This is a genomic window from Streptomyces sp. NPDC015139, from assembly GCF_043079785.1.
GTDB lineage: Bacteria > Actinomycetota > Actinomycetes > Streptomycetales > Streptomycetaceae > Streptomyces > Streptomyces albidocamelliae.
In genome coordinates this window covers 179745-205883 of sequence record NZ_JBIBUW010000003.1, presented here as the reverse complement: position 1 = coordinate 205883, position 26139 = coordinate 179745, and the positions used below count along the sequence as shown (strand labels likewise).

The window sequence follows — 26139 nt, the reverse complement described above, 5'->3', positions numbered from 1 at the left end:
CCGCCGCCCCGCGGCCACGACGGCTCCCATGAGATCCGGCTGCGCAGGGTGGCGACGTGTCAGGCCCGGGCCATACCCTGGACGCAGAGCGGCGGAGCCCGGACTGCCCGACTGCGACGAGGAGTTGAGGGGACCGGGCGAGACGGGGGGACGCTTGTTCGGCGACGGAAATGGCGGTCGTGCGCCAGGACTCGAGCGTGAGCTGGTTGATCAGATGTGCGCGGTGACGGGACTCGATGCACCGGAGGGGCGCGATCTCTTGATCAATATGCTGGCGAGCCGGTTACCCGAGTTAGGCAACATCCGGCGCCACGGCCGGACCCGGCCCGAGATGCTGGAGATCGTCCGCGCCTGCCTGAGGGAGCCCGGCGGGCTTCCCGAGCTGGCCGCGACCCTCAACGACTACGCCCCCAACACCGTGCCCGTGCTCCGGATCAGCGAGCTGGCCGTCACCTCCCCGGTGCTGGCGGTGCTCTCCGAGGCGGAGTCGCGCGAAGTCCACTCCCTGCTGTCCCGCGTCCGCCATCTCGACGTGCGCGGTGTGCTGTACGCGGCGGCCGGTGAGCTGACGCTCCCGGACCGGCGGGTCTCCACCCTCCGCGACGCCTTCGACTTCCTCTCCCAGGTCAACGCCCGCGCCGACGGACTGCTCCCCGTCATGGCCCTCGTCGAGCACGTCGTCGCCGCGCTGGAGGGAGACGCCCACCGCCAGGTCGCCGACGGGCTGCGGGCGTGGAACGACGCCCAGGCGCGCAGGCTCGGCACGGGGGCGCAGCTCAAGGCGCTGCGCGCGGAGATCGCGCAGGCCCCCACGGCACAACCGGCGCCCGCCTGCCTCGTTATCCAGCTCAGCAGACACGGGATGACCCCGGACCACTATCTGCTGTCCCACTGGCGGCAGATACGTCCGGGACCCTGGCGGCCGGAGCGTGGAGAGGACCAGATCGTGGCCCTGAAGGACGTGGAGGCCACCGTGGAGCGGCTGGTCGTCCGGGCCGAGAGGGACTGGGCCGGGCGGCCCGGCAGACCGGTGCTGGAGTTCGTCCTGCCCTTCCATCTGCTGAACCATCCCCTGGAGTGGCTGCCGATGGCCTCGCAGTCCTCCTCGTCGACCGCGCTGTGCCTCAGCTATCCGGTGGTCCTGCGGAGCCTGGAGCGCATGCGCGCCCGCGAGTTCCACCGGCGCTGGCACAACCGCTGGCAGCAGATGACCGAGGACGCCGGCATCGTCTGCCACTGGGACACCACCGGGCGGCGCGGCCACGACCCCGTGCAGTGGACGAGCAGGCTGACCGCCGACGAGCGGCTGGTCTCGGTCGCGCTCAACGCACCGCCGCTGCCGGGGCCCGCCGGCAGCCAGGCCTCGCTGGAGGCCGCCCTGCGCGCCGGGGTCCCGCTGGCGGTCTGGGACCGCCGGCCGGAACCACCGGGCGAGTTCCGAAAACGGGTGAAGAAGATCATCAAGGGAAAGCCGATCGAACTGCCGCAGCGGGTTCAGCAGTTGCGCAACGAGGCGGCGACCGCCGCCGCGGCGCAGCGGGACGCGCACGCCGGCCGTCATTTCGCGGTTCTGTTCGACGACCCGAACCGCATCGTCGACGGGTCGTCCCCGGGAGCGGATTCCGGGAGCACGCGGGGCGGACACGACGACGAGGGGGATTCATGAACGGTGTCCATCACCCGGTCGAGAGCACCGGGAACGGAGGGTCCGTCAGCAGCCGCAGCTGGTGGATCTACCGAGGCACCGGGCAGCCGCTGGCCGACATCCGCCTCGGCGACGTACTGCCACCGCCACCCGCGTGGCGGGACTTCGACGGCGGACCGGTACTGCCGCCCGTACCGGCCGAGAGCGCCGAGACCGACCGCCGGCTCGGTGGCGCGGGCCGCGCCACCCCCCGTCAGAACCCGCACGACATCGACATGATCAACACGGCCCTGCTGCTGCGCCGCCCGCTGCTCGTCACGGGCCGCCCCGGCATCGGCAAGTCGACGCTCGCCTACCTGGTCGCGCGCGAGCTGGGCCTCGGCCGGGTGCTGCACTGGGGCATCACCTCCCGGAGCACCCTGCGCTCGGGCCTGTACGAGTACGACGCCATCGGCCGCGCCCAGGCCTCCCTCGGCCGCGGTCCGGCGGCCGCCGGGACGTCCGCGGCGCCGGGCACCGGCGCGGACGGCGAGGCGGGGCCGGGTCCGGACGGCGGGGGAGCGCGGATCGGGGACTTCGTCCGGCTCGGACCGCTGGGCACCGCGCTGCTGCCGTACGAGCTGCCGCGCGTCCTGCTCATCGACGAGCTGGACAAGAGCGACATCGACCTGCCCAGCGACCTCCTCCATGTGCTGGAGAACGGCGCCTACGACATCCCCGAGCTGGTCCGCGCCCGCCAGCGGGAGCGGCACGCGCAGGTGTTCACCGACGACCCGGACAGCACGGTCACGGTGACCGACGGGCGGATCCGGTGCCGGGCCTTCCCGTTCGTCGTCATCACCAGCAACGGGGAGCGGCAGTTCCCGCCGGCCTTCCTGCGCCGCTGCGTCCGGCTCGACGTCTCGCCGCCGCGCGAGGACCAGCTCGCCGCCATGATCGCGGCCCACTTCCGGGACCAGGACGGCCGCCACGACGCGCTGATCCGCGCGTTCGTGGAGCGCAGCCGGGAACACGGCGGGCTGGCGGCCGACCAGTTGCTCAACGCCGTCTTCCTGCGCACGGCCGGTGTCCGCGACGACGACGCGGCCTGGGGCGACCTGCTGGAGGCCCTCTGGCGTGAGCTGTCGGGGGCGCCCTGATGGGTGAGGACCCGCGTCCGTACCCGGAGCCCGTCGAACTGGCGGAGGCGCTGTGGCTGCACGCGTACCAGACGCTGGCGGCGCGGCTGCCCCCGTCCGACCGCCCGCCGCAGCCCCGGCCGTCCACGCCGCCGGGGCTCTCCGGGCTGCCCGAACCGTCCGGACGGCGGGCCGCCGGGCCCGGGCCCGGGGATCCGCCCGGTGAGCCGGCGGACGGCGGACCGCAGGGGGCGGAGGGCTCTCGGCCGGAGCCGCGGACGGCCCCCGCGGCGGACCGGGCGGCACCCGGCGGCCGGGAGGGACCGGCGGGCGGGCGGCCGTGGCCCTCGCCGGCGGCCGACGCGCCACGGACACCGCTGCGGTACCTGCGCACCGGGACCGACACGTCCGGATCCGGGGCCGGTACGGGGCGGCGGGCCGCGTACGGCGAGGCCCGTGCGGCGGTCGCGCCGGGACCGGATCTGCGCGACGCGCCGGAGATCGGCCGGCGGCTGCGACCGCTGAAGCAGGTGGTGCCCTCGGCGTCCGAGGTGGAGCTGGACGAGGAGGCCACCGCCGAGCACGCCGCCGAGGACGGCCTCTGGCTGCCGTACACCCGGTCGGCGGACGAGCGCCGGTTCGATCTCGTCCTGGTGGTGGACGATCATCCGACGATGGTGATCTGGCAGCAGACGATCACCGAGTTCACCGCCGTGGCGGAGCAGCTGGGCGCCTTCCGGGACGTGCGGGTGCGCCGGCTGGGCCTGCGCGAGGGGCCCGGCGGCGAGGAGGCGGTGCTGCGCGGCCCGCATCCGGACGACGAACGCGCCGGTGCCCCCGGCGAGCTGGTGGACCGGACCGGCCGCCGGATCGTCCTGGTGCTGACCGACGGCCTGGGGCCGCTGTGGCGGGGCGACGCCGGCCGTGCGGCGCTGGAGCTGTGGGGGGCCGCCGGGCCGGTCGCTGTGGTGCACCTGCTGTCCCAGCGGGACTGGCACCGCACCGCCGTGGTGCCCCGGCAGGCCCGACTGCACAGCCCGCGCGCGGGAGCCCGCAACACCGAACTGTCCGTGCACTTCCCGCCGGAGCAGCGCGACCCGTTCGACCCGCCGCCCGACAAGTGGACGGTGGCCGTCCCGGTGCTGGAACTGGACGCCGACTGGCTGGGCCGCTGGGCCCGGCTGGTGGCCGGCGACGAGTCCGGCCGGGTCGACGCCCCCGTGCTGCTGCTGGGCGTGCCCGAGCGGCCCGTCCCGGACGACGACCGCGAGCCGCCCCACGACGTCCCGGTGCCGTCGGTACGGGAGCGCATCCGGCGTTTCCGCAGCCACGCCACCCCCACCGCCTTCCGGCTGGCCACCCATCTGGCCGCCGCGGTCCTCGAACCCCGCCTGGTGCGGGACGTACAGCGCAAGCTGGTGCCGGAGGCCCAACCGGTGCATCTGGCCGAGCTGTTCCTGAGCGGCCTGCTGGAGCAGACCCCGCCCGGCGAACCGGCCGGCGACCCCGCCCGTATCCCGCTGGACTTCGTCGACGGCGCACGCGAGGAACTGCTGTCCGCCGCGATGCGCGCGGACACGGCGCGGGTGGTCAGTTCGGTGTCCGACTTCTACGGAGACCGCTTCGAGGCGGCCCGCGGGCTGCACGGCGCCCTGCTCGCTCCCGAAGAGGCGCCCGATCCTCCGGTCACGGCGGAGAGCCTGCCGTTCGTGCGCGTGGAACTGGCGGTCCTCCGTGCCCTCTCGGGGCCCTATCTGCTCCGTGCCCGACGCATCAGCGCAGCTCTGGAAGGGGCTCTGCCGGGAGCGTCGATCACGCAGAACACGGAGCGAATGGTCCACGATGTCCACAATGTAGACATAAATTCCGACACGGACGGCCTGATCATGACCGACACCACTGCCAGTCAGCACCAGCGTGAGGACGGGGGCGCCGTCAACAGCAACCCGGCCAAGGGCATTCCGGCACCGAGCCCCGACGGGCAGTCGGACGCCGTCACCCCGGCACGCGGCACACCGGTACCGGCCGCACCGCAGTCAACGCCGTCCCCGCACACCACGGCACGCACCTCCGTGCCCGCCGTGTGGGGCAACGTCCCGCCGAACAACCCCAACTTCGTCGGCCGCGAGGACCTGCTGGAGCAGGTCCGTGAGCAGTTGGTGACCGGCGACACCTCGGCCGTGCTGCCGCACGCCCTGCACGGCATGGGCGGTGTCGGAAAGTCGCAGATCGCCATCGAATACGTGTACCGGTACGCCTCCGACTACGACGTGGTGTGGTGGATCCCGTCGGAACAGCCGACGATGATCCTCACCGCCCTCACCGAACTCGCCCACCGGCTGGGCCTGAACGTGAGCAGCGAGGCCAACCGGGCCGTCCCCGCGGTGCGCGAGGCACTGCGCCGGGGCCACCCGTACGACCGGTGGCTGCTGGTGTTCGACAACGCCGAGAACGTGGAGGCCGTACGCCCCTACTTCCCGACCGGCGGCACCGGCAAGATCCTCATCACCTCCCGCAACCAGGAGTGGGACCGGGTCGCGAGGACGCTGTCCGTCGACGTCTTCACCCGTGAGGAGAGCAAGGCGCTGCTGCGCCGCCGCGCCCGCAACCTGAGCGACGGCGACGCCGACCGGCTCGCCGAGGCCCTGGGCGACCTGCCGCTCGCCATCGAGCAGGCGGCCGCCTGGCAGGCGGTCACCGGTATGTCCGTGCCCGAGTACCTGCGGCTGATCAACGAGAAGATCGCCGAGCTGATGCTCGAACTCGTCCCGTCGCCCGACTACCCCATGTCGGTCGCCGCGGCCTGGGACGTCTCGCTGCGGCAGCTGGAGCAGCGCAACCCGGCGGCCCTCCAGCTCCTCCAGGTCTCCTCGTTCTTCGCGCCCGAGCCGATCTCCCGCAGCCTGTTCAACAACTCGCGGAGCACCACCATCGCCCCCGAGCTGGACGAGGCCCTGCGCGACCCCATCAAACTGGGCCGGGCCATCCGGGAGATCAACGTCTACGCACTGGCCCGGATCGAGCACCGGCACGACACCATCCAGCTGCACCGACTGGTCCAGGCGGTGCTGGTCAACCGCATGTCCCCGCAGCAGCAGGCGGACATGCGGCACGGCGCGCACCTGCTCCTCGCCGACGCCAACCCCAACAGCCCGGGCTCGCGCGAGCTGTGGCCGCGCTACCAGGCACTGCTGCCGCACGTGGTGGTGTCCCGCGCCGTGGAGTGCGAATCCCCCTGGGTGCGCGGCCTGGTCCGGGGCATCGTGGAGTTCCTCTACGTGTGGGGCGACCACGACGGCGCCGCGGCGATGGCCCGCGAGGCGCTGGAGATCTGGACCGAGAAGTTCGGTGCCGAGGACCTCCAGACGCTGCAGATGGCGAAGTGGCTGGCCTTCCTGCTGCGCATGCTCGGCGAGTACCGGGAGGCCGCCGAGATGATGCAGCGCACCGCCGACACCTACATCCGGATCGCGGGCGAGGACGACGAAGGCACCCTGGACGCCCTCATCCAGCTCTGCAGCGGTCTGCGGCTCAGGGCCGAGATGCCCAGGGCGCTGGAGATCAACCGGTCGGTCTACGACCGCTCGCTGCGGGCCTTCGGCGAGGACGACCCGGCCACGCTCCGCGCGGCCCACAGTCTCGGTGTCGGCCTGCGGCTGATGGGCCTGTACCAGGAGGCGCGCGAACGCGACACGGAGACGGCCCGGCTGCGCGCCGTCACGCTCGGCGAGAACCACCTCGACACCCTGAGCACCCTCAGCGGTCTCTCCATCGACCTGCGCGAGACCGGCGACTACCTGGGAGCCGTCGTCCACCAGGAGGACGTGTACACCCGCTACATCGACAACTACGGCGAGGACAACCCCGCGAGCGTCAGCTGCGCCCGGGTCCTCGCGGTGTGCCGCCGTCGCGCGGGCGACCACGAGGGGGCCCTGCGACTCGGCGAACAGGCCCTGACGAAGTTCGAGAGCCGCTACGGCGCCGACCACCCGGACGCCGTCGCCTGCGCGGCGAACCTGGTCAACGACCTGAGGCAGGACGGCCAGTTGCCGCGGTCCAAGGAGCTCGGCGAGGCCACCGTCGTGCGCTACGCGGCGAAGCTCGGCGACGCCCACCCGTACACGCTGTCCGCCCGCACGAACGTGGCCATCACCCTGCGGCAGCTCGGGGAGCTCGGCGCCGCCGACGAGCACCTCGACGCGGCGCTGCCCGGCATGCGCGAGTCCCTGGGCGAGGAGCACATCCTCACCCTGGCCGCCGCCCTCGGCACGGCCACCCAGCACAGTGCCCATGGGCGGCACGCGGAAGCCCTGGAACTGGACAGCAAGTCGCTTCAGATCCTGACCCGCAACCAGGGCGAGGACCACCCGACCACGCTGGCCTGCGCCAACAACGTGGTCCTCGACCTGCGGGCACTGCGCCGCGACGACGAGGCCACGGCACTGCACACCGAGACCCTGACGCGCTATCGCCGTACGCTCGGCGAGAGCCACCCCGCGACCACGGCCGCCGCCAGCAGCCGGCGCGCCGAGGTGGACATCGCGCCCGTGCCGTTCTAGCCACCCCCCTGGAACGAGAGAGCCGGTCGGGCCCGCTCCGGGCCCGACCGGCTCCGCGTGTCGGTGGTGCCGTGTCCGCGGCGCTACGTCCGCGGGGCCGGCTCGGCGTCCGCGGCGGGGGACTGCCCCGGCTCCGGTCCGGGCCGGCTGTCCGGCACCTTCTCGTCGTAGCGGGCGTCACCTGCGTGCCCGGGCAGCGGCGGGCCGTCCGGGCGGTACAGCAGTGTCAGCAGCGGACCGGTGGCCGAGGTGGTGAGCAGCGCCATCACGACCAGCAGGGCGTACAGGCGCGAGCCGATCACTCCGGCCTCCAGCCCGACGTTGAGCACGATGAGTTCGGTCAGCCCGCGGGTGTTGAGCAGGACGCCGATCACCACCGAGTCGCGCCACGGCATCCGGGCCGCGCGGGCCGAGAGGGCGCCCGCGGCCACCTTGCCCACGACCGCCGTGACACATATCAACCCCAGGAGCAGCAGGTCGGAGCTTCGCAGCCCGCTGAGCCGGACGGCCATCCCGGAGATCGCGAAGAACACCGGCAGCAGCAGTCCGCCGGTCTCCTGGAGCGGGCGCAGCAGCCGGCTGTCCGGCACACCGTCGGGCTGGCGGGGCATGATGAGCCCGGCCAGCAGTGCGCCGAAGATGACGTGCAGCCCGAGCGCACTGGTGGCCCAGGCCGAACCGAGGGCGACGGCGACCGCGACGGGCACCTGGTTGGTCATCAGGGCGCCCGGCCTGCGCATCCACCACACCAGCAGGGGCCGTACGGCGAAGAGCATCACCAGGAGGTACCCGGCGAGCAGGGCCACCCGGACGGTCCAGGCCGGCGTCGATCCGTCCGTGCTGCCCACCAGCACCACGGCGAGCACCGGCCAGCTCAGCGCGTCGATGACACCCGCGGCGGCCATGGCGATGACGGCCGGCCTGGTGCCGGCCACCCCCTGGTCCCTGATGATGCTGGCGAGGACGGGCACCGCAGTGATGGACAGCGCGACCGCCATGTAGAGGGTGAAGGTGGCGTCGACCGGATGGCCGCCGTTGGCGGAGCCGAATCCTCCGGGAAAGAGCAGGACGGCTCCGGCGCCCATCAGCATGGGAATGGCGAATCCACCCAGCGAGACCGCGGACACCGCATTCTGGCCGCGCAGCATACGCAGGTCCAGCTCATATCCGACGGCGAAGAGAAAGAGGACCAGCGCCACTTGTGACAGGGAGGTCAGAATGGGCTGGATCTGCTTCGGGAAGAGGGTTTCGTAAACGCCGCCCGGGACGAGGCCCAGCAGGCTGGGGCCGAGGGCGATGCCCGCGAACAACTGGCCGATGACCGGCGGCTGACCGAGCCTGCGGGCCACCGCGCCCATGGTGTACGAAGCCGTGATCACCACCGCGAGAGCGGCTACCACATGGGTGACGATGGCGTCCGTGCTCACCGGCATCCCCCTTCCGGCAAGTGCCGCCGCAGTGGCGGAGTCTGTACGGAGTGTAGCCGGTTTCGGGCAAACGGCCTATTGTTGCCTGCACTTGGTATATGCCGTCACGAGCGGGGGGTCGGCAGTGACGACGGTGTTATTCGTACACGGCACCGGGGTGCGCGAGCCGGGTTTCAGCGAAACCCTGGAACGCGTACAGCAAGGTTTCCGGTCGCTACGCCCGGAAATCCGGATAAATTCCTGCTATTGGGGGGGAAGCGCAGGATCGGTACTCCATTCGAACGGTATCTCCGTGCCGGGGTACGCGACCGGGCGTGACATTCCCGGCGCGCGCGCCGTCGACGAGCGGGACGGCGACCTCGACGCGGACGTCGAGTTCTGGGGACTGCTCTATCTGGACCCGCTGCTCGAACTCCGACTGCTCGCCTCGGAGTCCGCGGCCCCGGCCGAGCTGGCGCCGGGAGCCCGGCCGCCGGGCGAGGACATCTCCGCGGCGGCCCTGACGCTCACCTCGGACGCCCGGCTGCGCGGACTGCTCGAGGAGGCCGGGACCGGCGACGACTTCGCCGCCGCCGTGGCCGCCGTGCTCACCGCGCCGGACTGCCGGCGCTTCCTGCGCGATCCCGCCGCGCAGGACCCGGCGGCCGTGCTGGCGCGGGCGTTCCTCGCGGAGGCGGTACGGCGGCGGGCCGGGGAGGAAGGACCGGCGCCCGCCCTCGACGGCACCGCGCGGGACGAGGCGGTCGCCCGGATCACCGAGCTGCTCCCCGGGACGGCCGGCCCGGGGACGCACCGCGGACCGGTGACCCGGAAGGTCAAGCGGATGGCCGGACGGCTGGCGCTCGGGCTCGCCTCCGCCCAGGCGGTGAAACGGCGTTCGGCGCTCACCGACGCCGCCCACCCGGCCGCGGGCGACGTGCTGCTCTACCTCTCCCGGGGCGCCGCGATCCGCGAGGCGATCGCGGAGGCGGTGCGTACGGCGGAGCCGCCCGTCGTGCTCCTCGCGCACAGCCTCGGCGGCATCGCCTCGCTCGACCTGCTCGTGCTGCGCCCCCTGCCCGAGGTCGCGCTGCTGGTCACCGTCGGCTCGCAGGCGCCGTTCCTCTACGAGCTGGGCGCGCTGCCCAGCCTGGAGCACGGCAGCCCGCTGCCCGCGCACGTACCGCGCTGGCTGAACGTGTACGACCGGCGGGACCTGCTCAGCTACCTCGGGGCGGGCGTGTTCCCCGGCCGGGTCGACGACCTCGCCGTGGACAGCCGGCAGCCCTTCCCGCTCTCGCACAGCGCCTACTGGAGCAACCCCGAGCTGTACCGGCTCCTCGCCGGGGAGCTGCCGTGACCGCCGCCGCGCGCCCGGACCGTACGTACGCCGTCGTGGCCGGGGTGGAGCGGTATGCCGCCGGGCCGTCCTGGGACCTGCCCGGGCCCGCCGCCGACGCCCGCCGCTTCACCGCGTGGCTGCGCGGACGCGGGGTCCCCGCCGCCCACATCCACCTGCTGCTGGAGGAGCTGCCCGGGGCCGGTGGGCCGGACGTCGACGTCCCCGCGGGGACCGCCGTACGGGAGACGGTGCAGGAGGTGCTGACCCGACGGCTGCCCCGCCTTGAGGGCGATCTGCTGTGGGTGTTCTGGGGCGGGCACGGCGTCACCGACCCCCAGGGGCACCGCCGGCTCTTCTACGCCGACGCCGGCACCGACGACAAGCGGAACCTGGACCTGGACGCGTGGCTGAACGCCTTCACCACCGATCTGCTGCCCGGCTTCGGACGGCAGATCTGGCTGGTGGACTCCTGCCAGACCTTCGTCGAGAACCTCGGCCTCGCCCGCTCACTGCCGGCCGAACTCCCGCCGGGCGGCGACCGGTTGCCCGGCCGGGAGCAGTTCGTCCTGCTGGCCTCCGCCCCCGGGCAGCGGGCGGTCAACGACCCCGCGCGGCGGACCGGGGTGTTCTCCCGTGCCGCCCTGGCCGCCCTGACCGCGGCGGGCGGCGAGAGCTGGCCGCCGGACATGGGCAAGGTCGCGGACGGCGTGATCGGGCAGTTCACCGGCGGGACGCAGCGGCCCACCTCGCTCTGGTACCGGTCCTGGACCAGCGACGTACGCCAACTGGTCTTCCCCGACGCGCGGCGCCGGGAGGAACCGGTGCCGGACGCGGCGCTGAGCGAACTGGTCAACCTGCTCGCCGGGTGGCCCGGCATGGCGGACCGGGACCAGCGCCAGCTCGTCCTCGGCATGCTGCCCGCCGACCTGTCCTCCTCCATCCCCCGGCTGGGGGCCCCGCGCCCCGACATCATCAGCATCGTCCGCACCTGCCGGCGCCACCCGGGTGGCCTGGCCGCCCTGGTGGAGGCGGTCGCCCTGATCGAACCGGGCTCGCTGGAGCAGCGGGAGCTGAAGGACTGGGCGGCGCGCTGGCTCGCTCCGGAACAGGGCGCCTGACCGGCTGATCACGGTCTTCCCGAACACTTCCGCCATGCGTCATCATGAAGTCATCGGGATGCAGGGCGTTCACAGGGGGATGTCGCATGGATACGTCCGCGGAGTTCATGGGATCCGAACTGGCCGATCTCAGCGACGTCCCACTCTCCGCCCTCAGGTCGCAGAGCGCGGACGTCTACGCGCGCTCACTGAACAGGCTGCTCTGTCAGGTCGAGCGGCCGCGGGTCAACTTCTCCGGTGGTGAGGGACCGCCCGGACGGACCGCCTGACGGTTCCCGGGGAGGAGACCTGTGCAGACCGACGGACGTTCCGGACGCCCCCGTGCCGCGCACCATCTCATCCCCTCGGCGTACTTCGAGGACCTGGCCGCGGGCCGGGGAGGTCCGGGGACGATCCGTTTCCTGCGGCGGACCGAGTACAGCAGGCGCCTTCTGCTGCTGCGCGCCCTGCTCGACACCATGGCCTCCACCCCCGGCGCGCTGGGTCCCCTCCCTGCCGTCGACAGCGCCTGGGACACCCTGACCGCGGCTCAGGAGGAGGCTCCGGAGGAGTTCCGTGAGCTGCTGCTGCACCCGCAGATCGGCATCTGGCTGGGACACAGCCTCCGGCGGCTGACCCACACGGCCTGGGGGGACGGGCCGTTGTGGACGGACCTCGGCCATCTGTTCGCGGTGTGCTCCGTCGCCGCGCTGCGCGCGGGGCTGCCGTTGCGCACCACCGTGCCGGTGCGGGACGGCACCGCGATGTTCCCCACCCTCGGGCTGGCCCGCTTATCGGGCCGCCCGCACTGGGGGACCGCGGAAGTCGTCGTGTCCGGGGGCCGGTTACGGGTCGACGCGTACGGCGAGAGCGTGGGGCCGCCCGAGCCGCCCGGGACCCCCGGCGGCGACGTGCCCGGCTGGCAGGGACTGCGCACCCTGCGCGCGGACGCGGCCGGGCGGCCGGTGACCGTCCTGCTCGACGACATCGACCCCTACCGGCACCTCGGCGAGCCGTTGCCGCCGCGCCGCCTCGGCAAGGACCGGATCACGCGCTGGCAGGAGCTGTTCGGCGGCGCGCTGGGCCTGCTGACGCGCGTCGACCCGGGCACGGCCGCGGCGGTCGCCGAGGGACTGCGCACCGTCACCGACGTGGAACCGGCGCCCGGCGGGGTGGTCCTCAGCGCCTCCTCCGGCGACGCCTTCGGCGCAGTGCTGACCTCGCTGCCTCCCGATCCGGTGACCCTGGCGGTCACCCTGGTCCACGAGTTCCAGCACACCAAACTGGGCGCGCTGTTGCATCTGCTGACGCTGGAACAGGACAGCGGTGCCGAGCGGCACTACGCCCCCTGGCGGGACGATCCCCGGCCCCTCGGCGGACTGCTTCAGGGCGCGTACGCCTTCCTGGGCGTCACCGACTTCTGGTCCCGCTACCTGGACGAGGCACCGCGCGCCGAACGCCCCCTCGCCGCATTCGAGTTCGCGCTGCGCAGACGGCAGACGGAGGAGGCCGTCCGGGTGCTGGCCGCCGATCCGGGACTGACCGGGCACGGGCGCCGGTTCCTGCGGGGCATGACCGCGCGGCTGTCCTCCTGGTGGGGGGACGAGCGGATCCGGCCCGACGTCGCGGCCCTCGCCGAGTTCGCGGCGAGGGACCACCGCACCGGCTGGCGGATACGGCATCTGAGCCCCGCCCCGGAGGACGCGCGTGCCCTCGCCCGGGCCTTCGCCGCGGGCATCCCGGCCGACTTCCGCATCGCCCGCTCCTCCGTCGTGCCGGATCTCGCCGCACCCTGGTCGCACGCCCGCACCGGGCTGATCCGGCGGCGCCTCGGTGCGCCGCCCGGCGCCGGGCGGCCCGCGGCGTCCGCCGCCGACCGCGCCCTCGTCGCGGGCGACCCCGCCGCCACGGACGCCTACGCCCGCCTGCTGGCCGACGACCCCGAATCCGCCGAGGCCTGGACCGGCCTCGTCCTTGCGGCCGACCCCGACGGCACGCTCCTCGGCCGTCCCGAGCTGCCGCGCGCCGTCCACCGTGAACTCCGCGTGTCCGGGACGCCGGCCGACCCGCGCCGAGTCACCCGCTGGCTCGCCTCCCGCCCGGGCTGACCGGTTCCCCGTCGTCCGGACTCCGGCCGGGCCGCGCGTCGGCACCCCGCGGGCAGGGCGTCGCAGCCGGATTTCGGGTGGTATGTCGGGGTCTGTCGTCACGGGCCGTCATCGATCTTTCACAGGTTCCGGGCCGGGAAGCATCGAACACTCCTGTGGTTTGCCGATAAGCTCGGCGGGACCGGAAGCGGCCACGGGGGCGTCGCGGACGTGACGCAGGACGACAGGACGCGTACCCGGAGGACACTGTGCCCGCCGTACCCCCTGCCTTAGCCGGCAGGCCGCCCCAACCCGGCCTTCTCCAGGCCGTCGTGGTCACCCCGCAGCCCGTCAGGCCCTCCGGGCCCCCCGGGTCCTCTCGCGTCCCCGGCCCGCGTTCATCCCTTCTGTCCTGTCATGCCCGCGTCATGCGGGTGTGGTCCCGGCCGCCGCGATGCCGTCCCGCCTCCGACCCGTTCGCGACTCGGACTTTGGAGAGGACTCGATGACCGATCTCATACTGGCCGTCGGTGCCGTGGCCGTCCTGGCGGCCGCGGGGACCGCCTGGCGCTTCCACCGCGCATACCGGCGCGAGCAGCGCAGGGCCGAGGAATTCCGGGGCAGGGCGGAACAACTGGGCCACCAGTTGCGTGCCGTGGAGCTCGCCCTGGAGCAACTCGCCGCACACATACCGGTCCTGGGAGCGGCCAACCCGCCGGGCGAGCACCACGCCGGTGACCTCACCCTGCCCCCGCCCCCCGCGCACACCGTCCTCGCCCACCGGCTCCGCGACGTCACCGGCCAGGTGGCCGCCACCGTCACACAGGTCCGGGAGACCGCGCAGGCGACGGCCGAACAGCACATCGGCATGATCCGGACCGCGGCGGACCAGGAGATCGCCAGGGCCCGCCGGGAGTCGCGGGAAGCCACCCGCGCGGCCGTACGCAGCTTCGCGTCCGGCGTGGTGGCGCGGGCCTCCCGGCTGAGCCGGGAGATCAGCCAGGGCGTGCGCTCCCACCAGGACGACGAGGCCTACGCGACCCTGGTGCACATCGACCACATCGCCCAGCAGATGCTGCTCACCGCGCAGGGCTACGCCGTACTGGCCGGCGACAAACTCTCCCGCCGCTGGCCCCGGACCTCCCTGACCGACGTGATCCGCGCGGCGATGGGCCGGATCGAGGGCTACCAGCGGGTGGAGCACCACGAGCTGGACACCGTCGCGGTGCACAGCCGGGCCGTCGAGGCCGTCGTCCACACCCTGGCGCTGCTGCTGGACAACGCCCTGCGGTACTCGCCGCCGGCCGCCCGGGTGCACGTCGCGGTCGAGCAGGGCCACCACGCCTGCTTCCTGACCGTGGACGACGCCGGCCTGCGCATGGACGACGAGCGGCTGCTGTGGGCCAGCGACATCATGTCCGGCAAGGACCGCGACGACATCACGCAGCTCGGCGCGCACCCGCAGACCGGCCTGCGGGTCGCCTCGCTGCTCGCCGAGAACTACGGCTTCCGGGTCGAGCTGACCGCGCCGAACATCTACCAGGGCACGCGGGCCGTGCTGGTCCTGCCGAACAACCTCCTGGCCTTCCCCGCCGCGACGGCGCCCGAACCGGCGGCCGTCCCGGCCCCGCGCACCGCCGTGTCCCCGTCGCCCGCCGCGACCACCGCCAGCGGGCTGACCGTCCGCCGGCGGCCCGCCAAGGCGCGCGGCGCGTCCCCGGCACCGGCCGAGGCGCCCGTCGTGCCGGGCCGGCCGAGCGTCGCCGCCGCCTGGGCGGCGGGCACCCGCCAAGGACGGCGGTCCCAGGAAAACACCGGAACCACCGAAGGAAACTGACGATGCGTGACACGCACAGCAACAGCCTGGGGTGGCTGCTCGACCAGGAACTCGGCTGCGTCGAAGGCGTCGAGTACGCGGTGCTGATGAGCGGCGACGGCCTGCTGCAGGCCCGCACGCAGACGATCGGCCAGGAGGACGCCGAGAAGCTCGCCGCCGTGACCGCGTCGCTGCGCGCCGCCGGCAAGGCGTGGGACGAGCACGTCGGCGGCAAGGGCATGTGCCAGCTGCTCATCGAGTCGCGGGGCCGCATCGGACTGACGACCGCGGCCGCGAAGAACAGCATGCTCTCGGTGGTCACGACCGGCCCCGAGGCCGACGTCGGCCTGATCAGCCACCACATGGTGCGCCTGGCCACCCGGCTCGGCCACGAGCTGGAGGTCGGGGACCGCCGTCCCGCCGCGGACGGCGGCACGGCGACGTGACGGGTCCGCGGCACGACCCGGACCTGATCAGGCCCTACGTCCGCACCGGCGGACGCAACCGTCCCAGCCGGGACGTGCGCCTGGAGACGGTGGTCATCGCCGCGTCCGCCCCCACCGGGACACTGGCGCCGGACGCCCGCCGGGTCATGCGCCTGTTCGCCGGCGGCCGGGGCGGCCTGGCCGTGGCGGACATCGCCGCCGCGCTCGAACTGCCGCCCTCCACCGTCCGCATCATCGTCTCCGCCCTCATGGACAGCGGCCACCTGTCCAGCCCGGTCCCCGTGCAGGAGGGCCGCCCCGGGCTCGACCTGCTCCAGGAGGTGCTCCGTGGACTCCGCGAACTGGTCTGACCAGCCCGCACCCCACTACCTGGCCCCCGCCGTCGCCCGCTCCGCGAAGATCGTCGTCGCCGGGGCGTTCGGAGTCGGCAAGACCACTTTCGTCGGCAGCGTCTCCGAAGTGGCACCGCTGCGCATGGAGGAGCCGATCACCGAGGCGAGCGTCGGCGTCGACGACCTGCGCGGCACACCGCACAAGACGACCACGACGGTCGCCATGGACTTCGGCCGCATCCACCTGCTCGGCGACCGCCTCGTGCTCTACCTGTTCGGCACCCCCGGCCAGGCCCGCTTCCGGCCCCTGTGGGAAGGGCTGACGGAAGGCGCGCTGGGCGCCCTGGTCCTGGCCGACACCCGCGACCTCGACGGCTGCCACGAGGTGCTGGGCCTGCTGGAGGAACAGCGCACACCGTACGCCGTCGTCATCAACGTCTTCCCGGACGCGCCCCGCTACCCCCTGGACGAGATCCGGCAGGCGCTCGCGCTGGACCCCGACACGCCGCTGACCGAGTGCGACGCACGGGACCGCCGGTCCTGTGTGTACGCGCTCATCACCCTGATCGAGTTCCTGACCACCCGGCACACCTCTGCCTCACTCGTGGAGCCCCGTTCATGACGACCCCCGACCCCGGCACCGCCGTCCCCCCGACGCGGATCGCGCTCCACGAAGCCGAGTTCGCCGACGACCCGCACGCCGCCTACGAGCGCATGCGCCGCAGCCACGGACCGCTGGTCCCGGTGGACCTCGCCCCCGGCGTCCCCGCGACCCTCGTCATCGGCTTCGAGCAGGCCCGGCGCATCCTCAACGACCCGCTGCACTTCCCCGCCGACCCGCGGATCTGGCAGGAGGCCGTACCCGACAGCTGCCCGGTCCGGCCGATGATGGAGTGGCGCCCCAACGCCCTGCGCTCGGCCGGCGCCGAACACACCCGCTACCGGGCGGCGAACACCGCGAGCCTGCACGCGGTGGACCAGCACGAACTGCGTGCCCTGGTCGAGAAGGTGGCCTCCACCGCCATCGGCGACTTCCTCCCCCTCGGCCACGCCGACCTGCTCACCCAGTACTCGTACCCGATCGCCTTCCGCGTCCTGAGCGCGCTGCTGGGCTGCCCGGACGAGATCGGGCTGCGCATCGCCGACGGCATGGCCAAGATCTTCGAGTCGGAGGCCGAGACGGCCGCGCGCGGCAACGAGATCCTCGGCCGGGCGGTGGCCGACCTCGTGGCCCTGCGGCGGCGGCAGCCCGGTGACGACGTCACCTCCCGGCTGATCGCCCACTCCGCCCGGCTGGACGACGTCGAGATGTCCCACCAGCTCGTCACCCTGTACGGCGCCGGCATCGAGCCGCTCACCAACCTGATCAGCAACACCGTGCTCAGGATCCTCACCGACGAGCAGTTCTCCGCCGGACTGCACGCCGGCCAGCCCGTCCGGGACGCCCTCGACACCGTCCTGTACACCGACCCGCCGCTGGCCAACTACTGCATCACCTACCCGCCGTACCCGATCGACGTCGAGGGCGTGCTGCTCCCCGCCCACCAGCCCGTCGTCATCTCCATGGCGGCCTGCAACAACGATCCGGCCGTCACGGCCGGCGTCACCGCCGCCGGTCTCAGCGGCAACCGCGCCCACCTGTCGTGGAGCATCGGCCCGCACACCTGCCCGGCCCGCACCCACGCCTACCTCATCGCCGAGACCGCCGTCACCTGCCTCCTGGACGCGCTCCCCGAGATCGACCTCGCCCGCCCGGAGTCCGAACTGGCCTGGCGGCCCGGTCCGTTCCACCGCGCCCTGGAAGCCCTGCCCGTCCGCTTCCCCGCCGTCGCCTGAAGGAGACCGGCCATGTCCCAGCCCACCCCCCTCGTCCTCGACCCGGCCGGCGCCGACCGGCACCAGGAGCACCGGACCCTGCGCGCCGAGGGTCCGGCCGCACGCGTGGACATCCTCGGTGTCCACGCCTGGGCCGTCACCGACCCCGTCCTGCTCAAGCAACTGCTGACCAGCCCCTCGGTGTCCAAGGACGGACGGGCGCACTGGCCCGGCTTCCAGCAGACGGTCACCGACTGGCCGCTCGCGCTGTGGATCGCGGTGCGGAACATGTTCACCGCCTACGGCGCCGACCACCGCCGGCTGCGGCGCATGGTCGCCCCCGCCTTCAGCGCCCGGCGCATCGCCGAACTGCGCCCGGCCGTCGAGGCGATGGTCACCGACCTCGTCGACGACCTCGCCGCCGTGCCCGCCGGACAGGTCGTCGACCTGCGCGAGCGCCTGGCCTACCCGCTGCCCATCGCCGTGATCGGCCACCTGATGGGCGTACCCGAGGACCGGCGGGCCGACTTCCGGCACGTCGTGGACGGCGTCTTCGACACCACGCTCACCCCGGAGCAGTCCCAGGCCAACGCCGTCCGCCTCTACGGCATCCTGGACGAGCTGATCGCCACGAAGTCCGCCGCTCCCGGCGACGACATGACCTCCCTGCTCGTCGCCGCCCGCGACGAGGAGTCGGACGGCACCGGGTTCACCGGCGAGGAACTCCGCGACACGCTGCTGCTGATGATCAGCGCCGGGTACGAGACCACCGTCAACGTCATCGACCAGGCGATCGTCGCCATGCTGACCGCCCCCGACCAGCTCGACCTCGTCCGCGCCCGGAAGGCCGGCTGGGACGACGTCGTGGAGGAGACCCTGCGGCACGAGCCCGCCGTCAAACACCTGCCGCTGCGCTACGCCGTCACCGACATCGAGCTGCCCGACGGACGGACCATCGCCCGGGGCGAGGCCATCCTCGCCTCCTACGCCGCCGCCAACCGTCACCCGAACTGGCACGGAGAGGGCGCCGACACCTTCGACGTCACGCGCGGCCTCAAGGAGCACCTGGCGTTCGGCCACGGTGTGCACTTCTGCCTCGGCGCCCCCCTGGCCCGCCTGGAGGTCGCGGAGGCCCTCCGGCAGCTCTTCGACCGCTTCCCGGACCTGTCCCTCGCGGTCCCGGCCGGCGAACTGCGGCCGGTGGCCTCCCTCATCAGCAACGGCCACCAGGAACTCCCGGTCCGGCTGACCCCCGCGTAGACCCGGCTCACGGCGGGTCCGGGCGCCGCCCCGGTGCGCCGGTCCGCGCGGCTCACCGGGTCGGACGGCACCCGCCCGCCGGCCGTCCAACTCGATCCACTACTTGGGCAGGTTCACGCTTGAACGGGCCATGTCCTGGGCACGGACCTCCTACCGGCGTCCACCGCCGGGCCGTCACCGGCAGAAGGAGGGCGTCATGGACCGTCGGATCCGAGTACGTGTCAGCCGGCGCCCGGCCGCACCGCGCGGGCAGGAGATCGACCGCAGGACACCCTCCGGACGCATCCTGCCGTACTGACCTCTCAGGTACGGCGGTTGACGAACCGTCATCGGGCATGGCGGGCCGCCGCCTCGCCCAGGGCCGCGCGCAACGGCCCGGGCGGCGCGGGCCCGTCGCGGGTCGCGCTCTCCGTGACCGCCGCCGCCACCTGCCGCAGCTTGGTGTTGGTCCGCTGGGACGCCTCCCGCAGGATCTCCCACGCCTGGTCCGGGGTGCAGGCGTGGGCGGCCATGAGGATGCCGCGTGCCTGGTCGATCACCGGGCGCGAGTCGAGCGCGTGCCGCAGCTGTTCGATCTCCAGGCGCAGCAGCTCCAGCTGCTCGGCGCGCTCCCGGGCCACCGCGGAGGCGGTGCGGCTGCCGGAAGCGGCGGGCGGCGCGGCCCGCAGCGGGTCCGTGGTGTCCAGTCCCACCAACTCCAGGACCCGGCGCGGCTGTCCGTGCCAGCCGGTGGCGGACACCGGTACGCGGTGCCGGCGGGCGTAGTCGCCCAGCAGGGTCAGGAACGTCAGACCGGCCGTGTCCATGAACGACACCCCGGAGACGTCCAGCTCGATCCGGGCCACCCCCGCCGGCAGCGCCGCCAGGGTCCCGGCCAGGGTGTCGGTGCAGCCGAGGACCAGCTCGCCCCGCGCGGACAGCAGGACCCGCTCCCCTTCCGTCCGGCCGCCCATGGCCAGTGTGTCCGGCCGCCCGGCGTGCGGCGCCTGTGCCGGTGAGGTCATGTGTCCGCCCTGTTCCGTCCTCCGGATGTCACGCCGGTCGCCTGCCCGGGGCACCTCCGGCTACACCCGGCGCGTCGTGGATCACACGCTCCGTGGCGGCGGGAGGTGGAGGCGGGAGGCCGGGGACGGAAAGGGGCCCGGCGGATCAGGCGGCCAGCGGGTTCAGCAGCAGCGGCTCGATCCGGCCCTCCAGCATGGCGCCGAGGCCCTCGGCCGCGCACAGCTCCGGCCGCTCGGCGATGTGCACCGGCATCCCGGTGGCCTGCCGCAGCATCTGGTCGAAACCGGGCAGCAGCGCGGAGCCGCCGACCATCATGATCCCGCGGTCGGCGAGGTCGGCGACCAGATCGGGCGGGCAGTCCCGGAGCACCCTGCCGATGCCGTCCAGGACGGCCGTCAGTGGGGTCTGGATCGCCTCCCGCACGGCGGCGGTGTTCACCCGCACGCTGCGCGGGAGCCCGGTCACCACGTCCCGGCCGTGGATCTCCGCCGACGCCGGGCCGTGCGGGGTCAGCCCGTTGCCCCGCAGGGCCACCTGGAGCGGCCGTACCGACTGGCTCGGCAGCACCAGCGCGTGCTCGTGCCGCAGGTGCTGCACGATCGCGTGGTCGACGGCCTCACCGCCCACCGGGACCCGGACGGCGGTGACGATGGACCCGAGCGAGAGCACTGCCACCTGGGTGGCCGCCGCCCCGCACACCATGATCATGGTGGCCTCGGGGCGTTCGACGGGCAGCCCGCAGCCGACGGCGGCGGCGATCAGCGTGTCCACCAGCTCGACCCGGCGCGCGCCCAGGCCGACCAGCGTCTCGATCGTCGCGCGGGTGGCCAGCGGATCGGCGTCGTGCGGGGTGCAGGCCGCAGCGCGCAGCCGGAGGTTGCGGCGCAGGGCCCGGCGGGTCTTGTCGCCGAGCAGCTGCCGCAGCATCCGCTGGGCCATCTCGATGTCGACCACGGTCCCGCCCGAGACGGGCCGTACGACCCTGATGTAGCTCGGCGTCCGGCCCGTCATCTGCTCCGCGAACTCGCCCACCGCGATCAGTCCACCGGTACGGGTGTTCACGGCCGCGACCGAGGGCTGGTCGACGACGAGACCGGCGCCCTTCACGAAGACCCTGGTGCGGGCCGCGCCCAGGTCGACGGCGAAGTGACAGCGGCGCAACTGCTCCAGGCTGACGGTCACGACAGATCCTTCCGTGCGCGGGCCTGCGATCCCCGCCGGGCCGGCGGGCTCACTGGAATCCTGCGCGGGCCCGGCAGCGGGCGCCTTCTGGGGGCGACCGGCCGGGGTGCCGCTGAACGGGCGGTTTTCGCGGCCCGTGCGGAGTGTCGCCCGGACTACAGGGCGCGGGCGGCCTCCAGAAGCGGCTCGAGGGACGCGACGGTGACCTCGCTGCCCTCCTCGCGCAGACGCCGGCGTGCGGCCGCGGTGGGGGCGTACCCGATGAAGCGGAGGCCGAGCTGCTGCGCGGCGGTGAGCTCGGCGACCGAGGAACCGATCAGGACGCCGGCCCGGGCGGGTACGCGCAGGGCGTCCAGGGCGCGCAGCAGGCAGTCGGGGTGGGGCGTCAGCAGACCGAGGTCCTCGCTGCGGCCGTGCACGCCCGCGAACGGCAGCCGGTAGGGCTCCAGACAGCTGCGCACCGCCCGCGGCGCCACGTCCGTGACCACGCTGACCCGCCGGCGCGCGCCGTGCAGGGCACGGACCAGCGCGAGGGAGCGGTGCGTGGTGGGTGCGTCGGGCACGGCACGGAGTTCGAGCTCGTCCAGACGCGCCCGCAGCACGGGGCCGAGCCGGTCGTGGGCGAACGCGCGCAGGACGTCCAGCGGATGGACGAACGCCTCCCGGCCGGCCGGGCTCGCCACGGCGAGCGGCCGGCCCGCCAGCGCGTCCGCCGGGTCGCGGTGCTCGGCCACGACGGACAGCAGGTCGAGCGCGGCCTCCCGGGCGCGCCGCGCCGAGAACAGCCGGGCCAGCGGCCCGTCGAAGCCGATCAGCACCGTCTCGGCGCCGGCGAGCAGGGCCGAGAGCCGCCGGCGCGACGGAGCCGACTGCTCCACCACCGGCACGGGCGCCCCCTCCGGGACCAGGTGCACGGTGTACGACACCGCCAGTCCCGGCACCGGCCAGTCGCCCACCCCCGCGTTCACCGCGCGCTGCGCCCCGCCCGCGCGGCGCAGCGGATGGCGGCGGGTGATGCGGGCCGCCGCGGCGCACAGGTGGGCCAGCAGCAGCCTGGAGACGTCGGCGGTCTCCCCGCGGACGAGGGCCACCGGATCGTCGACCCGCCAGGACAGCTCGACCGCGGCGGTGAACGCGCCCTTGCCGGAGCTCGGCAGGGAGACGGTGTGCCGGGCCTGGTGCGGGGCGAGGTCGACCGCGTAGTACGTCTCCGGGCGCGGCGGCCGGGTGCCGTACGGCTGGATCGGGTCGAGCAGGGTGAGCGGACCGTCGGGCCGGGTGTGGACGACGGCGGTGCGGCCCGGGGTGGGGATGCCCAGCTCGTGCAGGTCCTGGGTGATGAACGGGCCCTGCACCAGGTCGCGTTCGCCGGGTTCGGGGGCCGTCGGCCCGAGCAGGCAGTACCAGGCCTCCGGGGCGCTGTCCGGGGCGCCGTCGCCGAAGAGGGGACGGAAGCGCGGGGAACGCTGGGCGGCGGAGCTGGCGGCGAAGTCGTCGTACAGCGCGGGCGGGACGACGACCGTGACGTCCGCGGCCGTCTCCGGCGGCCGGGCGGACGGCTGTGCGAACGTCACCCGCAGCCGCGGCGGATCGGTCAGCCGGGTGAGCGCCTGGGGGAGTTCCCGCAGGACGGCGACGAGGACGGGAAGCAGGTAGGCGCCGGGTTCGGTCCGCACCAGGTAGCCGTCCGGGCGGACCTCCACCTCGTACCGGCGGGTGCCGAGGGAGCCGCGCGAGAGGACCTCGTGCACCGCGGCCTCCAGGGTGATGCGGGCTTCCGGGCGGCCGGTGAGCGCGTCGGCCGTGAAGAGGATCCCGGGCCGCTCGACGGGGGCGCCGTCCCGGGCCGCGGTGGCGCCGAGCACCCGGTGCAGGGCGCGCAGGCCCTCGCGGGCGTCCTCGGCGGCCGGACCCGGGACCCCGGCCAGCGGATCGCCTCGCCACGACTCCAGCGCCTCGGCCGCCAGTTCGCGGGAACGTGCCGGGTCCCCGGAGGCGCCGGCCCGCTCGGCCTCGCCGGCCAGCCGGCGGAAGCGGTAGACGTCGACGCCGTCGCGGCCGTCGAGTTCGCGGACCCGGTCCGGGTGCAGGGCGTAGCCGCCCTCGGTGGTCAGGACGTCCGGGCCGAGGACGTGGCGCAGGCGGGCGAGGTGCGTCTCCGGCATGCGGACCCCGGACGGGACAGGGGGGTCCCAGCAGCCGGCGGCCAGCTCGGCCCACGCGGCCGGCCGCCCCCGCCGGAGCAGCAGCATGCACAGCAGGGCCCGGGTGTGCGGGTCCTCGACGGCCAGCGGGTGTCCGCCGCGCGTCACCCCGAACGCGCCGAGGAGGGTGAACCCGAGGGCGCCGCGCTGCGGATCCGGCTGCCCGTCGCGGTCCGCCGTGAGCCGTCGCACGCTGTCCTCGCGGACCGTGGCGAACGGGTCGCCCTCCACGCTCGCTCCCTCCCCCCGCGCGGCGGGGACCGACGCCCGGAACTCGCCCGGCGCCCGGCCCGCCCGCCGGTCGATGAACCCGCCCATGCGCGCGAGGAGTTGCGCGGTGCTGTGGTGGGCGGTGCGCGGCAGGCCGAGCAGGAGCAGCTCGCGCACGCCGTCGCGGAAGGCGTAGGAGCCGGGCGGGCCGCCCGGGACGGCGGTGAGCATGCCGCTGAGGACGACCTCGGCCAGGTGCTGGGGGCGCGGATCCGGTTCCACGGCGGCCTGGACCAGGCGCATCACCGGCAGGTCGGGGCGCCCCACCGCGAGATGGCCGGCCAGCCGGGACGCCTCGGGGGAGGCGGTCGCGCGGAACCGCAGGACCAGTTCCTCGGCGGACAGCAGGCCGACGTCCGTGCGGTCCTCGGCGTCCGCCGCCAGGGGCCCGCGCAGCGCGGCGACGGCACCGGGGACGGCCCCGCCGCCGGGCGTCGTGAGCAGCGCGGCCCAGTGCGCCAGCCACCTCGGCTCCGGCTCCAGCACGGGCAGGGGTACGGCACCGTCGAGCACCGGCGGCTCGTGCGGCTCGTGCGGTTCGGGCGGCTCGTACGGGGTGAACGCGAGGGCCGCCGTGGGGGCCGCGGGGCCGGGCGCCGACAGCCGGCCGGGGACGGCGGGCAGGGCCGTGTCCCGCCACAGGTGTTCCGGCAGCGGCTGGACGACGGCCAGGGGCATCCGGCGTGCCCAGCGGTGCAGGGTGGCGTACCAGAGGGTGCCGGCGGGCCCCTCCCGCCACTGCGGGCCCATGCAGTCGCTGACCAGGAGGGTGACCGTACGGCCGTCGCCGGGTGCGTGGGCGCCCGGGCCGCGCACCGTGCCGTCGGGGGCGGCCCGGTACAGGGCGACCGTGCGGAAGGCGCCCGACTGGGCCAGGGCCGTGTGCAGTTCGCGGACCAGGGGGCGCCAGACCGGCATGGTGGGGCCGGCGTCGTACACCAGGTTCAGGCGCAGCCAGCGCTCCTGGGCGGGGCGCAGTACGGGCAGCCACCACTCGGGGCCGGCGCCCAGCCGGGCGATGCGCTCGGCGGTCGCCCGTTCGTCCAGTTCGCGGCCCACGGGCGCGTCGACCCGGCGGGCCAGCGGGCGCAGCGCGCGTTGCAGCGCGAGGGGGTGGCGCAGCATCGGGGGCGCCGGGGCCAGCAGTTGGGTGTGCGGCGTACCGCCCGCCGCCGGGGCGGGCCGGCGGGCGGGCAGGTGCAGCGGGACGCGCGAGACCGGTTCGGGGGGCCGGGTGGTCTCCGGCCGGTGTTCAGCCGCCGGGGCCGGCCCGTCCGGCGCCGGTGGGACGGGCGGGGCCGGGGCCGGGGCCGGCGCGTCCCGCCCCGGAGCCGGCCGCCCGGCACCCGCCGCGTCCGCGCTCTGCCCGCCGTCGGGCCGCATCCGCCCGGCCAGCCAGAGCAGTTCGGCCAGCTCCAGCGGGGTCGGGCGCGTGCCGCCCGCCGCCTCGGCCAGGACGTCGGCGAGGCGGGCCAGCGGGTCCGGGGAGGCGGTGGGGTCAGAAGACATCGGGCTGCGCGGCCTGCCCCAGGTAGGGCATCAGCTGTTCGGCCAGCCGGTCGAGGGAGCCGGTGTCCAGGTCGGCCGAGCGGGCCAGGTAGATGGCGTTGAGGAGCTGGTCGGTGGCGAGGTCGCCGGCGCCGGCCCGGGACAGGAAGCGGTCGATCAGGGTGCGTGCGTACGCGTCGGGTTCGCCCAGGTGGGCGCGGACGATCTCGGCGAGGTGCCGGTCGTCCGGCTGCCGCAGGTGCAGCGTGACGCAGCGGCGCAGGAAGGCGGGCGGGAACTCGCGTTCGCCGTTGCTGGTCAGCACGACGAAGGGGAAGGCGCGGCAGCGGACCCGGCCGTGCGCCACCGGGACCCGCTCGTCGGTGCCGTCGGCCAGCACCTCGGCGACGCCGTCCGGCGCCAGCCGGGCGGAGCGGACCAGCTCGGGAATCTCGTACTGGCCCTCCTCCAGCACGTTCAGCAGGTCGTTGGGCAGGTCGAGATCGCTCTTGTCGATCTCGTCGATGAGCAGCGCGCGGGGACGGGCGTACGGCAGCAGCGCGGTACCGAGCGGGCCCAGGCGCAGATGGTGCTCGATGCCCGAGCCGTCGGCCGTCCCGTCGGCGGGGCCCCGGTCGTCCCGGTCGGAGCGGGCGGCCTGCCGGCGGGCCGCGTACAGCCGGGACAGCGGGTCGTACTGGTAGAGCCCGTCGTGCAGGGTGCTGCGGCTGGTGACGTTCCAGCGCAGCACCGGGCCGAGTCCCAGCTCACGGGCGACCGCGTACACGAGCGAGGACTTGCCGGTGCCCGGCGGGCCGGTGACCAGCAGCGGACGGCGCAGGTACAGGGCCGCGTTGACGAGCTGCACCGTCTGCTCCGTGGCCTGGTACGTCTCGGCGCGGTGCATCCGGTCGGGGGAGACGGCGGAGGCGTCCGCGGCCGCGTCCGGGGCGCGCAGCACCGGCCCGCCGTCGAAGGCCCGCCACGGCGGCGGCGGGGGGAGCTCGGTGATGCCGTCGTGCGGCTCGTTCGTACCGGTGTAGACGGGCCACAGGGGCATGGGCTCT

The 26139-nt window shown here is 74.4% G+C and carries 18 protein-coding genes; 13 read left to right on the top strand and 5 right to left on the bottom strand.

Translation table 11 applies throughout. The features are described 5' to 3' along the window. Positions 1-28: 28 nt before the first annotated feature. The 3 genes from ACF08B_RS09715 to fxsT are packed head-to-tail and all read left to right on the top strand — an operon-like array spanning position 29 to position 7322. Entirely contained in the window at positions 29-1666 is a 1638-nt protein-coding gene (locus ACF08B_RS09715; RefSeq protein ID WP_392316863.1) for a hypothetical protein, read from the top strand. Then, positions 1663-2784, top strand: coding sequence for an AAA family ATPase (locus ACF08B_RS09710; RefSeq protein ID WP_392316862.1), 1122 nt, complete (start codon positions 1663-1665; stop codon positions 2782-2784). The genes ACF08B_RS09715 and ACF08B_RS09710 overlap by 4 nt, the downstream gene beginning before the upstream one ends. Next, positions 2784-7322: an FxSxx-COOH system tetratricopeptide repeat protein gene (gene fxsT, locus ACF08B_RS09705; RefSeq protein ID WP_392316861.1), complete on the top strand. Its 4539-nt coding sequence runs from the start codon at positions 2784-2786 to the stop codon at positions 7320-7322. Before ACF08B_RS09710 ends, fxsT begins: the two co-directional genes overlap by 1 nt. Positions 7323-7405: 83 nt before the next feature. Here the strand turns inward: fxsT and ACF08B_RS09700 are convergent, their stop codons facing one another. Then, positions 7406-8749, bottom strand: a complete 1344-nt coding sequence (locus ACF08B_RS09700) for a cation:proton antiporter (protein WP_392316860.1) — start codon at positions 8747-8749, stop codon at positions 7406-7408. Positions 8750-9041: 292 nt separating this feature from the next. Between ACF08B_RS09700 and ACF08B_RS09695 the strand changes: the two genes are divergently transcribed. The 10 genes from ACF08B_RS09695 (at position 9042) to ACF08B_RS09650 (ending at position 18923) form a co-directional block, all read left to right on the top strand. After that, complete coding sequence (locus tag ACF08B_RS09695) at positions 9042-10088, top strand: hypothetical protein (RefSeq protein ID WP_392316859.1); 1047 nt, start codon at positions 9042-9044, stop codon at positions 10086-10088. Continuing rightward, on the top strand, positions 10085-11188 hold the full coding sequence (locus tag ACF08B_RS09690; RefSeq protein WP_392316858.1) for a caspase family protein: 1104 nt from the start codon (positions 10085-10087) through the stop codon (positions 11186-11188). The genes ACF08B_RS09695 and ACF08B_RS09690 overlap by 4 nt, the downstream gene beginning before the upstream one ends. Positions 11189-11274: 86 nt before the next feature. Further along, complete coding sequence (locus tag ACF08B_RS09685; RefSeq protein ID WP_093477886.1) at positions 11275-11457, top strand: hypothetical protein; 183 nt, start codon at positions 11275-11277, stop codon at positions 11455-11457. A 21-nt stretch (positions 11458-11478) separates the two neighbouring features. Continuing rightward, a complete protein-coding gene (locus ACF08B_RS09680) occupies positions 11479-13275 on the top strand; it encodes an HEXXH motif domain-containing protein (RefSeq protein WP_392316857.1) in 1797 nt (598 codons plus the stop codon). A 484-nt stretch (positions 13276-13759) separates the two neighbouring features. Beyond that, positions 13760-15091, top strand: a complete 1332-nt coding sequence (locus tag ACF08B_RS09675; RefSeq protein WP_392316856.1) for an ATP-binding protein — start codon at positions 13760-13762, stop codon at positions 15089-15091. A gap of 2 nt (positions 15092-15093) precedes the next feature. Further along, positions 15094-15516, top strand: coding sequence for a roadblock/LC7 domain-containing protein (locus ACF08B_RS09670; RefSeq protein ID WP_392316855.1), 423 nt, complete (start codon positions 15094-15096; stop codon positions 15514-15516). Next, positions 15513-15866 carry a DUF742 domain-containing protein gene (locus ACF08B_RS09665; RefSeq protein WP_093696233.1) on the top strand — a complete coding sequence of 118 codons (354 nt, stop codon included), beginning with the start codon at positions 15513-15515 and terminating at the stop codon, positions 15864-15866. Before ACF08B_RS09670 ends, ACF08B_RS09665 begins: the two co-directional genes overlap by 4 nt. Next, positions 15844-16470, top strand: coding sequence for an ATP/GTP-binding protein (locus tag ACF08B_RS09660; RefSeq protein ID WP_392316854.1), 627 nt, complete (start codon positions 15844-15846; stop codon positions 16468-16470). The genes ACF08B_RS09665 and ACF08B_RS09660 overlap by 23 nt, the downstream gene beginning before the upstream one ends. After that, complete coding sequence (locus ACF08B_RS09655; RefSeq protein WP_392316853.1) at positions 16467-17684, top strand: cytochrome P450; 1218 nt, start codon at positions 16467-16469, stop codon at positions 17682-17684. The genes ACF08B_RS09660 and ACF08B_RS09655 overlap by 4 nt, the downstream gene beginning before the upstream one ends. 12 nt (positions 17685-17696) lie before the next feature. Continuing rightward, positions 17697-18923: a cytochrome P450 gene (locus ACF08B_RS09650; protein WP_392316852.1), complete on the top strand. Its 1227-nt coding sequence runs from the start codon at positions 17697-17699 to the stop codon at positions 18921-18923. Between the two features lie 326 nt (positions 18924-19249). On the opposite strand, the gene ACF08B_RS09645 is transcribed toward ACF08B_RS09650, so the two are convergent. The 4 genes from ACF08B_RS09645 to ACF08B_RS09630 all read right to left on the bottom strand — a co-directional run bounded on the left by ACF08B_RS09645 (position 19250) and on the right by ACF08B_RS09630 (position 26132). Beyond that, positions 19250-19927 carry an ANTAR domain-containing protein gene (locus ACF08B_RS09645; protein WP_392316851.1) on the bottom strand — a complete coding sequence of 226 codons (678 nt, stop codon included), beginning with the start codon at positions 19925-19927 and terminating at the stop codon, positions 19250-19252. A gap of 145 nt (positions 19928-20072) precedes the next feature. Next, positions 20073-21110 carry a rod shape-determining protein gene (locus ACF08B_RS09640; RefSeq protein WP_392316850.1) on the bottom strand — a complete coding sequence of 346 codons (1038 nt, stop codon included), beginning with the start codon at positions 21108-21110 and terminating at the stop codon, positions 20073-20075. A 155-nt stretch (positions 21111-21265) separates the two neighbouring features. Next, the gene (locus ACF08B_RS09635; protein ID WP_392316849.1) at positions 21266-25093 is read right to left on the bottom strand and encodes an SAV_2336 N-terminal domain-related protein; all 3828 of its coding nucleotides are present in this window, start codon (positions 25091-25093) and stop codon (positions 21266-21268) included. Next, positions 25083-26132 (bottom strand): MoxR family ATPase, encoded by a 1050-nt coding sequence (locus ACF08B_RS09630; RefSeq protein ID WP_093696230.1) that lies wholly within the window; start codon positions 26130-26132, stop codon positions 25083-25085. The genes ACF08B_RS09635 and ACF08B_RS09630 overlap by 11 nt, the downstream gene beginning before the upstream one ends. Positions 26133-26139 lie beyond the last annotated feature (7 nt).